Origin of the sequence: Streptomyces sp. NPDC032161 (assembly GCF_040636995.1) — a bacterium.
Taxonomy (GTDB): domain Bacteria; phylum Actinomycetota; class Actinomycetes; order Streptomycetales; family Streptomycetaceae; genus Streptomyces.
Genome location: NZ_JBEZVN010000007.1, coordinates 220,661 through 233,976, shown reverse-complemented (window position 1 = coordinate 233,976; position 13,316 = coordinate 220,661). Strand labels below are relative to the sequence as shown.

Sequence of the window (13,316 nt, the reverse complement as noted above, 5' to 3'; positions counted from 1 at the left end):
GCCTGGCGGCGTTGTCGTCGGTCGACGACGCTCCGCGTCGCCTCCCTCCTCCGCCTTGCCGGGCTTGCCCCTCGCCCCGCTCCTTCCTCCGCCCCACCTATGCGCGCGACCTCTTAAGCTCGTAACCATGACTGACGTACGTGCTGAGCTGCTCCAGCAGATCAAGGACAAGGCCGTGGTACACGGCAAGGTGACCCTCTCCTCGGGTCTTGAGGCCGACTGGTACATCGACCTGCGCCGCATCACGCTGGATGGCAAGGCCGCCCCGATGGTCGGGCAGGTCATGCTCGATGCCACCGCAGAGCTGGACTACGACTGCGTGGGCGGGCTGACGCTGGGGGCCGACCCGGTCGCCACGTCGATGCTGCACGCCGCCGCCGCGCGCGGGCAGGAGCTGGACGCGTTCGTCGTCCGCAAGGCGCAGAAGGCGCACGGGATGCAGCGCCGCATCGAGGGCACGGATGTGAAGGGCCGCCGCTGCCTGGTCGTCGAGGACACATCGACGACGGGTGGTTCGCCGCTGACGGCCGTCGAGGCGGTGCGCGAGGCCGGTGGCGAGGTCGTCGCCGTCGCCGTGATCGTGGAGCGGGGTGCGGCTCCGGCGATCGCCGAGGCCGGGCTGCCGTACATCCACGTCTACTCGGTGGCCGATCTCGGTCTGGCCTGATACGCGGTCTGACCTGCGATTTTCTTCAGGGGTGGGCGGTTTCACGTGAAACCGCCCACCCCTGACGCATGCCCCGGACCGCCCGGCAGGGCTCCGTGTGCATAGGCCGGGTGGAGCCGTGGCGGGAGTCTGGGAAGATGGGGGCGACGATGATGTCGCCCCCAGGTCAGGGAACCAGCACGCACACCCGCAAATCCCAAGGAGCGGACACATGCCCATCGCAACCCCCGAGGTCTACGCCGAGATGCTCGACCGGGCGAAGGCAGGCAAGTTCGCCTACCCGGCCATCAACGTGACATCGACCCAGACCCTGCACGCTGCACTGCGTGGCTTCGCCGAGGCGGAGAGCGACGGCATCGTCCAGATCTCCACCGGCGGCGCGGAGTTCCTGGGCGGCCAGTACAACAAGGACATGGTCAGCGGCGCCGTCGCCCTCGCCGAGTTCGCGCACATCGTCGCCGCCAAGTACGGCATCCAGGTCGCGCTGCACACCGACCACTGCCCCAAGGACAAGCTGGACGGCTACGTACGTCCGCTGCTCGACATCTCCGCCGAGCGCGTCGCCAAGGGCCAGAACCCGCTGTTCCAGTCCCACATGTGGGACGGTTCCGCCGAGACCCTCGCCGACAACCTGGCCATCGGTCAGGAACTGCTGGCCAAGGCCGCCGCTGCCAAGATCATCCTTGAGGTGGAGATCACCCCGACCGGTGGCGAGGAGGACGGCGTCTCGCACGAGATCAACGACGAGCTGTACACGACCGTCGACGACGCGCTGCGCACCGCTGAGGCGCTCGGCCTGGGCGAGAAGGGCCGCTACCTGCTGGCCGCCTCCTTCGGTAACGTCCACGGCGTCTACAAGCCCGGCAACGTCGTGCTCCGCCCCGAGCTGCTGAAGGACCTCCAGGAGGGCGTCGCCGCCAAGTACGGCAAGGCGTCCCCGTTCGACTTCGTCTTCCACGGCGGGTCCGGCTCCACCGAGCAGGAGATCGTCACCGCCCTGGACAACGGCGTCGTGAAGATGAACCTCGACACCGACACCCAGTACGCCTTCACCCGCCCGATCGTGGACCACGTGTTCCGCAACTACGACGGAGTGCTGAAGGTCGACGGCGAGGTCGGCAACAAGAAGGTCTACGACCCGCGCAGCTGGGGCAAGTCCGCCGAGGCGGGCATGGCCGAGCGTGTGACGAAGGCGTGCGCCGACCTGCGCTCCACCGGCACCAAGCTGAAGTAACGCAGGCAACGGGCGTACGGAAGCTACGGACGTACGGAAGCAACAGGCGTACGGATTTAGCGGACGCGCGGAAGCAGCGCGGACGTGCGGAGGGCAGGCGCGCCGCGCGAGGCGGTACGTGACGTGGCCGTGGGCCCGGCACCCCCTGGAAAGGACTCGGGGTGCCGGGCCCACGGCGTGACAGGCAAGGGGAGAATCGTTGTGAATGCCGGCGCGCGTTATGACTTCGACACCGTCGTCGACCGGCGTGGCACCTGGTCCGTCCAGTGGGACGGGGTCGCGGACCGGTTCGGGGTGGACGGGCTGCTGCCGTTCACCATCTCCGACATGGATTTCGAGACCGCTCCCCAGGTGCTGAGCGCGCTGCGGACCCGGCTCGACCACGGCGTCTTCGGCTACACGACCTGGCAGCAGGACGATTTCCGCTCGGCGATAGCCCACTGGTACGCGACCCGGCACGGGGTCCGGATCGACACCGGACAGCTGGTGTACGGTCCGTCCGTGCTCAGCCAGCTCTCGCAGCTGCTCCAGATGTGGACGGCCGAGGGCGAGGGCGTCGTCGTCCACACCCCGGTGTACGACGGTTTCCGCAAGGCGATCACTGGGCTCGGGCGCGAGCTGCGGGGCGTTCCGGTGGGGGACACCGCCGCGCTGGAACGCGAGCTCGCCCGCACCGACAGCAAGGTCCTGGTCGTGTGCTCGCCGCACAACCCGACCGGACGGGTGTGGACGCGCGACGAACTCGGCGTCATGGCGTCGCTCGCCGCGCGCCACGGCGTCGCGGTGATCAGCGACGAGATACACGCCGATCTCGTGCACCCGGGGCATGCGCATGTGCCGTGGACGTGCGTCGCCGACGAGAGGGAGGGGGAGGGGAAGAGGCGCTGGGCGTTGCTCTCGTCCGCGTCGAAGGCGTTCAACTTCCCCGCGCTGACCGGTTCGTACGGTCTGATCGGCGACCCGGCCGACCGGGCGGAGTTCCTGCGCCGGATGGAGACGGCGGAGGGACTCGCCTCCCCGGCCGTGCTGTCGCTCACCGCGCACATCGCCGCGTACCGGGAGGCCGGTGACTGGCTGGACCAGGTCCGCGCCTATGTCGGCGGGAACCTGGAGCTGGTGGCGGAGCGGCTGAACGAGGCGTTCCCGGGCCTGGGGTGGGAGCTGCCGCAGGCCGGTTACCTGGCGTGGATCGACCTGCGGCCGGTGGGCGTCGAGGGCGCCGACGGCGACGAGGCGTTGCAGCGGGTGCTGGTCGAGCGCGAGAAGGTCGCGGTGATGCCGGGGGCGGTGTACGGGGCGGAAGGCTTCGTACGACTGAACGTCGGGTGCCCGAGGTCCAAGGCGGAGGCGGGCGTCCAGGCGCTGATCCGGGGCGTGAGGGCCGTGGCTGGAGGCGTTTCGTAGGTCGGGTCCTGCCGTAGCGCGGGGTTCCGGAGTTCCGGCGCGGTCCCAGGGGACCGGAGGTTCCGGGGGCATGGGGCCCGGCTCCTCGTGGCTTCTGGAGTTCTCGGGGGGTGGTTCCGTCCGCCCGTGTGAATGGGCACGGGCGGATTCGCTTGAATGCGTACGGGCGCGTTCGCTCCGATGGCTGCTGCGGCCCCGAGCGGGGATGCTGCTCATATGCCTGACGCAGAGACGGGAGCCATCCGCGTCGCCTCCCCTGCGGGGCGGTGGGTCGTCCTCACCACCGTGCTCGGCTCCAGCATGGCCCTGCTGGACTCCACCGTCATCAACGTCGCCCTGCCTCGCATCGGCAAGGACCTCGGCACCGACCTGGCCGCCCTGCAATGGACCGTCAACGCCTACATGCTGACCCTCGCCGGGCTGATCCTCCTCGGCGGTGCCCTCGGCGACCGGTTCGGGCGGCGCAGGGTCTTCGTCGTCGGGATCGTCTGGTTCGCCGCCGCCTCCGTGATGTGCGGGGCCGCGCCGAACGCCGTCGTCCTGATCATCGCCCGCGCACTCCAGGGCATCGGCGGGGCACTTCTCACCCCCGGTTCGCTGGCGCTGATCCAGGCGAGCTTCCACCCCGACGACCGGGCCCGTGCGGTCGGGCTGTGGTCGGGGTTCGGCGGGATCGGGGCCGCCGTCGGGCCGTTCGTCGGCGGCTGGCTCGTCGACGGGCCGGGATGGCGATGGGTGTTCCTCCTCAACGTGCCGCTCGCCGCGATCTGCGTTCCGGTGGCGCTGCGCCACGTACCGGAATCGCGCGACCCGCACGCCCACGGGCGCTTCGACGTCCTGGGCGCCGTGCTCGCCGCGCTCGCCCTGGCCCTGGTGACCTACGCGCTGATCGAGGCCCCCGGCCGGGGCGTGTCCGGCGTGGTGATCGGGACGGCCGTCGCCGGGGTCGCCCTCGGGGCCGCGTTCGTACGCGTGGAACGCCGACGGCGGAACCCGATGCTGCCGCCCTCCGTGTTCGCTTCCCGGCAGTTCACCGTCGTCAACGTGATCACCCTGTGCGTGTACGCGGCGCTGGGCGGATTCTTCTTCCTCTCCGCGATCCAGCTCCAGGTCGTGGCCGGGTACTCGGCCCTCGGCGCGGGCACAGCCCTGCTGCCCATGACCCTGCTGATGCTGATCTTCTCCGCCTCCTCGGGCGAGCTGGGGCAGCGCATCGGCCCCCGTATCCCGCTCGGCGTGGGCCCCCTGGTCGCCGCCACCGGGATGCTGCTGATGCTGCGGGTCCGGCCCGGGGCGCACTCCGTCTCCGCCTACCTCACGGACGTTCTCCCGGCCGTCGCCGTGCTCGGCGCCGGAATGGTCACCCTCGTGGCACCGCTCACCGCGACCGTCCTGGCCTCCGTGGACACCGCACGGGCCGGTCTCGCCAGCGGCATCAACAACGCTGCCGCCCGCGCCGCCGGGCTGATCGCGGTGGCCGCGCTGCCGCTGCTCGCCGGGATGGGGCCGGAGGCGTACCGGAATGCCGAGGAGTTCGCGGTGACGTTCCGGCGGGCCATGCCGATGTGCGCCGGGCTGCTCGTGCTGGGCTCGCTGATCGCCTGGGCGGCCGTACGGAACCCGCCGGTGCCGGCAGCGGAGAGGGAGGCGGAGGGGAGAGGCGAACCGGAGGGCCGGAGGGTGGATCGGTGGAAGGACTGGACGGGGTGGCGGAAGGGCCGGGGAAGGGCGCGGCCGGAGGGGCGGGTGCGGCCCGAGTGCGCGGTGCACTGCGGCGTCGTCGCCCCGCCCCTGGAACCCGCGCGCGAGGAGTCCGCGCGCGAGGAATCCGCGCATGACGAGTCCGCACACGAGGAGCCTGTGCAACCTGCGCACGGGGAACCCGCGCGTGAGCAGCCGGCGCGTGACGAGTCCGCTCGTGGCAAAGGAGCGGGAGGGCCGGGGGACGCGGGAGGCGCGGGAGACGCCGGACGACACCCGACGTGAACCCCCGCAACGGGGAGTGCCCGCACGCACCGGCGTGAACCGCCTCATCGCCGTGCGCCCGGGTACCCCCGACGCGCATGTGCCAGGCACACTTGAACGCATGTCGATCCACGAGAACCTGCTCGGGGGACCGCCCCCGACCCATCTGCCGGACGACCCCGAGCCGCGCGAACTGCTCGCGAGCGGCGCGGCCCCCGCAGATGTCGCCGCGAAGTACCCGACCTCCTCCCTGGCCTGGGCGCAGCTCGCCGACGAGGCGTTCGAGGGCGGTCGCGTCGTCGAGTCGTACGCCTACGCACGCACCGGCTACCACCGCGGCCTCGACGCACTGCGCCGGGCCGGATGGAAGGGCCACGGCCCGGTGCCGTTCGAGCACGAGCCGAACCGCGGCTTCCTGCGTGCCCTGCACGCGCTGGCACGCGCCGCCGGGGCGATCGGTGAGCAGGAGGAGTACGAGCGCTGCACGACGTTCCTGCGGGACTCATCGCCGACCGCCGCCGAGACCCTCGGCTGAGGTATCCGAGCCCCTCGGCCGGGGCACCCGGGACCGCCCGGCCGAGGGCACCCGCGCGGGCGATGTGTGCCGCGTACGCGCGTGAGCGTGTGCGGGTACGCGTGCGGAACGTACGCGTACCCGATGCGTCCATGCGCACCCTCACGCACTCGGCATTCCGGGCCCCGCGGACGGTGGCACCCACGTCCGCGGGGCCTGCGTGCTCTCCCGGCCTCCGTTTAGGATGCCGACAGGGGACCGGAGCTCCACCACCTCACGGAAGGGGCGGACCGCTACCCGGAAGCTCGTGTCGAGGAGACAGCAATGTCGACGATTCACCCCGACCCCGAAGCCACCGGTGCGGAGACCCCGCATCTCGACTTCGCGGGAACGACTCCGTACGAGGACTACGTCCAGGCGGATGTCCTGACCCACCTCCAGCACCCTCTCTCCGACGACCCGGGCGAGATGGTCTTCCTGGTCACCACCCAGGTCATGGAGTTGTGGTTCACCGTCATCGTGCACGAGTGGGAGACCGCCGCGCACGCCCTGCGCGAGGACCGGCTGACCGTCGCGCGCGATGCGCTGAAGCGGTCCGTGCGCGAACTGGAGGCGCTCAACGCCTCCTGGACGCCGCTCGCCCAGCTCACCCCCGCCCAGTTCAACTCCTACCGGGGCGCCCTCGGCGAGGGTTCCGGTTTCCAGTCGGCGATGTACCGGCGGATGGAGTTCCTGCTCGGCGACAAGTCCGCGTCCATGCTGGTGCCGCACCGGGGCGCACCCCGCGTCCACGCCGAGCTGGAGAAGGCGCTGGCCGAACCGAGTCTGTACGACGAGACGCTCGCCCTGCTCGCCCGGCGCGGCCACGCCGTACCGCAGTCCGTGCTCGGACGTGACCTGACGCAGAAGTACGAGCCGTCGCCCGAGGTCGAGGCCGTCTGGGCGGAGATCTACGCCAATCCCGACCAGAACGACGAACTGGTCCGGCTCGGTGAGGCGCTCACCGACGTCGGCGAACTGGTGTGGCGCTGGCGCAACGACCACCTCGTCGCCACCCGGCGCGCGATGGGCTCGAAGACCGGTACCGGTGGTTCCGCCGGGGTCGCCTGGCTGGAGAAGCGGGCCACGAAGAACGTCTTCCCCGAGTTGTGGAGTGCGCGCAGCCATGTCTGAGACCTTCGCCGGGCACGCCCCGGAATCCGGCGTCCGCGCCGGGCACGCCCCCGCATCCGACGTCCGCGCCTGGGCGTCCGAGGAGTTCGGCGCGCGGGCCGCCGGGCTCGACGCCGCAGACCGACTGGCCGGCCGACGCGAACTGTTCGCGCTCGACGACACCGTCTACCTGGACGGCAACTCGCTCGGTGCGCTGCCCGCCCATGTGCCCGGCCGGCTCCAGGACGTGCTCACCCGTGAGTGGGGGGAGCTGCGTATCCGGTCCTGGGACGAGAGCGGCTGGTGGACCGCGCCCGAGCGGATCGGCGACCGCATCGCCCCGCTCGTCGGCGCCGCCGCCGGACAGATCGTCGTCGGCGACTCCACCAGCGTGAACGTCTTCAAGGCCCTCGTCGCCGCGACCCGGCTGGCGCCCGAGGGGCGTGACGAGATCCTCGTCGACGCGACGACGTTCCCCACGGACGGGTACATCGCGGCGTCCGCGGCCCGGATGACCGGCCACCGGCTCGTCCCGACCGCCCCCGCAGAGGTGCCGGGCGCCCTCGGTCCCCGTACCGCGGCCGTCCTGCTCAACCACGTCGACTACCGCACCGGCAGGCTCCACGACCTGGCCGGGCTCACCGACGCCGTGCACGCCGCGGGCGCCGTCGCAGTCTGGGACCTGTGCCACAGCGCGGGCGCCCTGCCGGTGGGGCTCGACGCGCACGGCGTGGACCTGGCGGTCGGCTGCACGTACAAGTACCTGAACGGCGGCCCCGGTTCGCCCGCCTATCTGTACGTCGCCGAGCGCCATCAGGCGGACTTCGACTCGCCCCTGCCCGGATGGACGTCGCACGCCGACCCGTTCGGGATGACGCCCGGGTACGTTCCGGCGGACGGCGCCGTACGGGGCCGGGTCGGCACCCCCGACATCCTCTCCATGCTCGCGCTGGAGGCGTCGCTGGACGTGTGGGACGGGGTGTCGATCGAGACGGTACGGGCCAAGTCCCTGGCGCTGACGGACTTCTTCCTGGAGTGCGTCGCCGCGTACGTCCCCGAGGGCCGGGTCACCTCCCTCACCCCGGTCGCGCACGCGGAGCGCGGCAGCCAGGTCGCGCTGCGGTGCGAGGACGCGGAGGCGGTCATGGGCGCCCTCATCGAGCGGGGCGTCGTCGGTGACCTGCGGCGTCCCGACGTGCTGCGGTTCGGATTCACCCCGCTGTACGTGGGGTTCGCGGACGTCGAGCGGGCGGCGCGGGTGCTCGGCGAAGTACTCGACGGACGGCGGCTCGAGGCCTAGGCCGTGTCGTCACAGTGCCGGGAGGGGCACTGGGTAACCGAGTGCCCGGGACCGGCCGGGTGTTGTCCTGATCCGTCGGCGGGGACGGGAACCATCGGTACTGGTACCGTCCCCGCAGGTCAGGCCAGTTGGACTGGCGGACCGTCGAGTACACGCCATCGACTCCCGGGCAGTCGGGCCCAACGGACGAGACGGACAGGACGGGTTGGAGCAGCATGTCGGATTCTGCCGCGCGTGATCGGGACGCAGCCGAGACCGAATCGGCCTTCTCTCATCCACCGGTCGCCCCCGACGCGTCCGCCGCCTACGGGAACCACCCCGACCAGCTGATCGACTTCTATGCCCCGCGGGACGGCCGGACCGGGGCGCCGGTGGTGGTCGTCCTGCACGGTGGCGCCTGGCGGGCGTCGTACGACCGCCGGCACGTGTCGCCGTTCGCGGACTTCCTCGCGCGGCGCGGGTTCGCCGTGGCCAGTGTCGAGTACCGGCGCGGTGGCGAGATCCCGCAGCAGCGGGGGGACGGGCCGGTCGCGGGCCGCTGGCCCGAGACGTTCGACGACGCCGCCGCGGCGATGGACGCGCTGCCGGCCCTGCTGGCCCGGGAACTCCCGGAGGCCGACGTACGGCGGATCGTCCTCACCGGGCATTCGGCGGGCGGGCACCTCGCCCTGTGGGCCGCCGCCCGGCACGTGCTGCCCGAGGGGTCGCCGTGGCGGCTGCCCGCGCCGCCCCCGTTGCGGGGTGTCGTGGCCCTCGCGCCGATCGCGGACTTCACCAGGGCCGTCGAGCTCGATGTGTGTTCGGGGGCGGTCGGTCAGTTCCTCGGCCGCGAGGAGGAGTTCGAGGAACGGTCCCGTCACGCCGACCCGGCCGTGCTGCTGCCCACCGGCATCGCGACGGTCGTGGTGCAGGGCACCACCGATCGCGATGTGCCGCAACCCGTCGCGGAGGCGTTCGTCGACGCGGCGGCGCGGGCCGGGGAGACGGTGGGGCTGACCCTGCTGCCCGAGGTCGGCCACTTCCCGCTGATCGACCCGGCGAGCGACGCGTGCGCGGTGGTGGCGGAGGAACTCGCGCAACTGGCCTGGTGATCCGGGACGGAGACGTCCCCGTGGCGGAAACGTTCCTGCGACGGAGACGTCCCCGCTGGGCACCACGTTCTGCCACGCCCCACCGGCCGGTCCCGAGCGGCCAAGACGGTTCCGTACGACCGGCTGGTCCAGTGCCACCGGCCGGTGCCGTGCTGTCGGCCGGTGCCGCACCCGCTCACGCGCGCATCGCCCGGGAACGGGTTCCGTAGTCGATTCTCTCGGCGATGAACGGGCTACACGAACCGCTCCGTAGTACTTGCGATGGACGGCTCAGGATCCGCATCACTGCTGACGTCCCGGGCCGTACCGGCGCCTACCGTGGAAGCGTGACCGAGACCAAAACCAGAAGCCCCGAGTTCAGGCTGGCCGCAAGGGCGTTGGGCGGACTGCGACAGGATCTCTTCAGCAACGCCTTCGCCTACCGTCCGCTGGAACGGATGCGGACGGACGGGCTGCTGACCGGCAGGCTGCCGGGCCGGATGCGTGCGCGGGCCGCCTGGACGCCTCATGCCCTGGTCGGCGTGGCCGCGTTCTTCGTGGCAGTCATGGGCCTGGCCTCGGAGGATTCCTCGGGTCTGCGTTTCATGGTCGGGGGCGTCGTGACCGTGCTGCTTCCCGCGGCCACGGTGCTGATGACGCTGGTCCGGCCGGTCGGTGCGTTCTGGGCGTCGCTGGCACTCGCCCCGTTCGCGGCGATCTTCGGCAGCGACGGCTGGCCGTGGACGCCGAGCACGCTCCTCTCGCACCTAGTGGTGCTGGTGGTGGTCGCGGCCCGGACCCGGCCCCGTACCGCCGCCTGGATGTGGGGGATCACCGGGTTGTACGGCGCCCTGTTGGAAAGCCTCGGAGGCTGGCACTCCACGGGGGCCAATGGTCCCCTCGCCTTCGCCTCCGCGTTCGCACTGCTGCTGGTCGCCGTGGTGCAGATCCGTCGCGACGCGGAGCGCGAGGTCACGGTGCAGCGCACGGTGACCGCCGTCGAACGCGACCGGCGCACCCTGCTGGAGGAGCGCACCACCATCGCCCGGGAACTGCACGACGTGGTCGCCCACCACATGTCGGTCGTCGCGATCCAGGCCGAGGCCGCCCCGTACCGGGTGGAGAACCCGCCGCCCGAGCTGGAGCAGGCGTTCGTCACGATCCGCGAGAACGCGGTCTCCGCCCTCACCGAGCTGCGTCGGGTCCTCGGCGTCGTACGGGCCGACGACCAGCAGGTGCCGGACGCTCCCCAGCCCACCCTCGCCCAGCTCGACGGGCTCCTCGCCAATGTGCGCGAGGCGGGGCTGGAGACCGGGAAGACGGTCACCGGCGCGATACGTGAACTGCCGCAGGGCGTCGAGCTCTCGGCGTACCGGATCATTCAGGAGGCACTCAGCAACACGCTGCGGCACGCACCGGGCGCGACCGCCAAGGTGGAGATCGGTTACGTGCTCGGCGGGCTGGGGCTGCGTGTCGTGAATGGGCCGCCGACCGCCCCGGTGAAGCCTTCGCCGGGCGCCGGCCACGGGATCACGGGGATGCGGGAGCGGGTCACGATGCTGAATGGCACGATGACGGCCGGGGAAACCGAGGAGGGCGGCTACGAGATCGCCGCGTTCATCCCCGTGGCACTCGACCCCGAACCGAGCACGGCGCGCGACATGAGCGAGACGACCCTGGTGATGCCGGTGACGCAGGGAGCGGCGGCTACCGAGGCGACCCGGGAGACGCGGGCGAAGCGAACGACGGAGGGGAACGAGGTGGACCGGGTGAAGGCTGTGAGCGCTGCGGACGCGGCACACCGGGATGAACAGGGCAAGCAGGGTGAGCGGGCGGAGCAGGTGGGTCGGGTGGGACAGGCGGAACAGGCGGGTCGGGTGGGACAGGCATGACCTCGGCCTTCGCTTCCGCTTCTGCTTCCGGCTCCGGCTCGCTCCCCGGCGACCCGCCCATCAGGGTGCTGATCGTGGACGACCAGATGATGGTCCGCGAGGGATTCTCGGTCCTGCTCAACGCCATGCCGGGAATCGAGGTCGTCGGCGAGGCGGTCGACGGTCGCCAGGCCATCGCGAAGGTCGCGGCGCTGCGTCCCGACGTGGTGCTGATGGACATCCGGATGCCGGAACTCAACGGCATCGAGGCCACCCGCGAGATCGTCGCCGCCGACGCGGACGCCAAGGTGTTGGTGCTGACCACGTTCGACCTGGACGAGTACGTCTACCAGGCGCTGCGCGCCGGAGCGTCCGGCTTCCTCCTCAAGGACGCCTCCGCCCGACAACTGGCCGATGGCGTAAGGGTGGTGGCCGCCGGTGAGGCGCTGCTCGCCCCGACCGTCACCAAGCGGCTGATCAACGAGTTCGCCAAGCTCGCCGAGGCCCCGCGTCCGCCCGCGCTCGCCCGGGTCGGGGACCTCACGGAACGCGAGACGGAGGTGCTCGTCCTCATCGCCCAGGGCCGGTCGAACGCGGAGATCGCCTCGCACCTGGTCGTCGCCGAGTCCACCATCAAGACCCATGTCAGCCGCATCCTGGTGAAGCTGGGGCTGCGCGACCGCACACAGGCCGCCGTCTTCGCGTACGAGGCCAGGCTGGTCACCCCGTCCTGAGCCGGCACCCGGCCACGGCCGAGGGCGGAGAGGCCCGGCCGGGCACGGGGCTGGTCGACGGCGACCTGGCCGGTTAGCGTCCCTGTATGAGCCCGTCTTCCCGTTCCACGGCCGATGTTTCCTTCCGGTCGTCCGAGCCCTCCGGCTCCCACGCGTCCTTCGACCCGTGGTCACCGGCGTTCGTCGCCGATCCGTACCCGGCCTATACCGCGCTGCGGGCGGCCGGACGGGTGCACTACTTCGAGCCAAGCGACCAGTGGCTCGTCCCGCACCACGCCGATGTGTCCGCGCTGCTGCGCGATCGCCGCCTGGGCCGTACGTACCTGCACCGCTTCACCCACGAGGAGTTCGGCCGCACCCCGCCGCCCGCCGAGCACGAGCCCTTCCACACTCTCAACGGGCAGGGCCTCCTCGACCTGGAGGCGCCCGACCACACCCGGATCCGGCGCCTGGTCTCCAAGGCGTTCACCCCGCGCACGGTCGAGCGGCTCGTCCCGACGGTACGGCGGCTCGCCGCCGAGCTGGTCGACTCGTTCGTCGAGGCGGGCGGCGGCGATCTGCTCACGGCGGTCGCCGAGCCGCTGCCCGTGGCGGTCATAGCCGAGATGCTCGGCATCCCGGAGTCCGACCGCGGCCCGTTGCGCCCCTGGTCGGCGGCGATCTGCGGAATGTTCGAGCTGAACCCGTCCGAGGAGACCGCCCGTGCCGCCGTGCGCGCCTCGCTCGACTTCTCCGCGTACCTGCGCGAGCTGATCGCGGAGCGGCGCAAGAACCCGGGTACGGATCTGGTCTCCGCGCTCATCGCCGCCCACGACGAGGGGGAGCGGCTGAGCGAACAGGAGATGATCTCCACCTGCGTACTGCTTCTCAACGCCGGACACGAGGCGACCGTCAATACCACGGTGAACGGCTGGTGGACGCTGCTGCGCCACCCCGAACAGCTCGCAGCCCTGCGCGCCGACCACGGACTGCTGCCGACGGCGATCGAGGAGCTGATGCGGTACGACACTCCGCTCCAGATGTTCGAGCGCTGGGTCCTCGACGACATCGAGATCGACGGCACGGTCGTGCCGCGCGGCTCCGAAGTGGCCCTGCTCTTCGGCTCCGCCAACCGTGATCCCGCCCGCTTCGAGGCTCCGGACGCCCTGGACCTGAGCCGACGCGAGAATCCGCACATCACCTTCGGCGCGGGCATCCACTTCTGTCTGGGCGCCCCGCTCGCCCGGGTCGAACTCGCCGCCTCCTTCGGCGAGTTGCTGCGCCGCGCCCCGGGCCTCCGGCTGGTGGCCGAGCCGGAATGGAACCCGGGCTACGTGATCAGGGGACTGAAGGAACTCCGCGTCGAGCTGTGACCCGAGCGAAGGGCGACAGGGCACACGCGCCGGTCCCGGGAACCCGGTCCCGG

The 13,316-nt window shown here is 71.6% G+C and carries 11 protein-coding genes; all 11 read left to right on the top strand.

The annotated features are described in order from the left end of the window. Positions 1-127 precede the first annotated feature (127 nt). The 11 genes from pyrE (at position 128) to AB0E67_RS18200 (ending at position 13,263) form a co-directional block, all read left to right on the top strand. Complete coding sequence (gene pyrE / locus AB0E67_RS18250) at positions 128-667, top strand: orotate phosphoribosyltransferase (protein WP_351521188.1); 540 nt, start codon at positions 128-130, stop codon at positions 665-667. Between the two features lie 211 nt (positions 668-878). Further along, the gene (fbaA, locus tag AB0E67_RS18245) at positions 879-1,901 is read left to right on the top strand and encodes a class II fructose-bisphosphate aldolase (RefSeq protein WP_362027535.1); all 1,023 of its coding nucleotides are present in this window, start codon (positions 879-881) and stop codon (positions 1,899-1,901) included. A 201-nt stretch (positions 1,902-2,102) separates the two neighbouring features. Further along, positions 2,103-3,305 carry a MalY/PatB family protein gene (locus AB0E67_RS18240; protein WP_362027533.1) on the top strand — a complete coding sequence of 401 codons (1,203 nt, stop codon included), beginning with the start codon at positions 2,103-2,105 and terminating at the stop codon, positions 3,303-3,305. A gap of 216 nt (positions 3,306-3,521) precedes the next feature. Continuing rightward, positions 3,522-5,291 carry an MFS transporter gene (locus AB0E67_RS18235; protein WP_362027530.1) on the top strand — a complete coding sequence of 590 codons (1,770 nt, stop codon included), beginning with the start codon at positions 3,522-3,524 and terminating at the stop codon, positions 5,289-5,291. Between the two features lie 100 nt (positions 5,292-5,391). Next, entirely contained in the window at positions 5,392-5,805 is a 414-nt protein-coding gene (locus tag AB0E67_RS18230) for a DUF3151 domain-containing protein (RefSeq protein WP_073788317.1), read from the top strand. Between the two features lie 303 nt (positions 5,806-6,108). Beyond that, positions 6,109-6,957, top strand: a complete 849-nt coding sequence (locus AB0E67_RS18225) for a tryptophan 2,3-dioxygenase family protein (RefSeq protein ID WP_360113839.1) — start codon at positions 6,109-6,111, stop codon at positions 6,955-6,957. After that, a complete protein-coding gene (gene kynU / locus AB0E67_RS18220; protein ID WP_362027526.1) occupies positions 6,950-8,236 on the top strand; it encodes a kynureninase in 1,287 nt (428 codons plus the stop codon). The genes AB0E67_RS18225 and kynU overlap by 8 nt, the downstream gene beginning before the upstream one ends. Before the next feature lie 215 nt (positions 8,237-8,451). Further along, positions 8,452-9,327, top strand: coding sequence for an alpha/beta hydrolase (locus tag AB0E67_RS18215; protein ID WP_362027523.1), 876 nt, complete (start codon positions 8,452-8,454; stop codon positions 9,325-9,327). Positions 9,328-9,653: 326 nt separating this feature from the next. Then, positions 9,654-11,198 carry a histidine kinase gene (locus tag AB0E67_RS18210; RefSeq protein ID WP_362027520.1) on the top strand — a complete coding sequence of 515 codons (1,545 nt, stop codon included), beginning with the start codon at positions 9,654-9,656 and terminating at the stop codon, positions 11,196-11,198. Next, the gene (locus tag AB0E67_RS18205) at positions 11,195-11,911 is read left to right on the top strand and encodes a response regulator transcription factor (RefSeq protein ID WP_362027517.1); all 717 of its coding nucleotides are present in this window, start codon (positions 11,195-11,197) and stop codon (positions 11,909-11,911) included. The genes AB0E67_RS18210 and AB0E67_RS18205 overlap by 4 nt, the downstream gene beginning before the upstream one ends. Positions 11,912-11,997: 86 nt before the next feature. Continuing rightward, positions 11,998-13,263, top strand: a complete 1,266-nt coding sequence (locus AB0E67_RS18200) for a cytochrome P450 (protein WP_362027514.1) — start codon at positions 11,998-12,000, stop codon at positions 13,261-13,263. Positions 13,264-13,316: the final 53 nt, after the last annotated feature.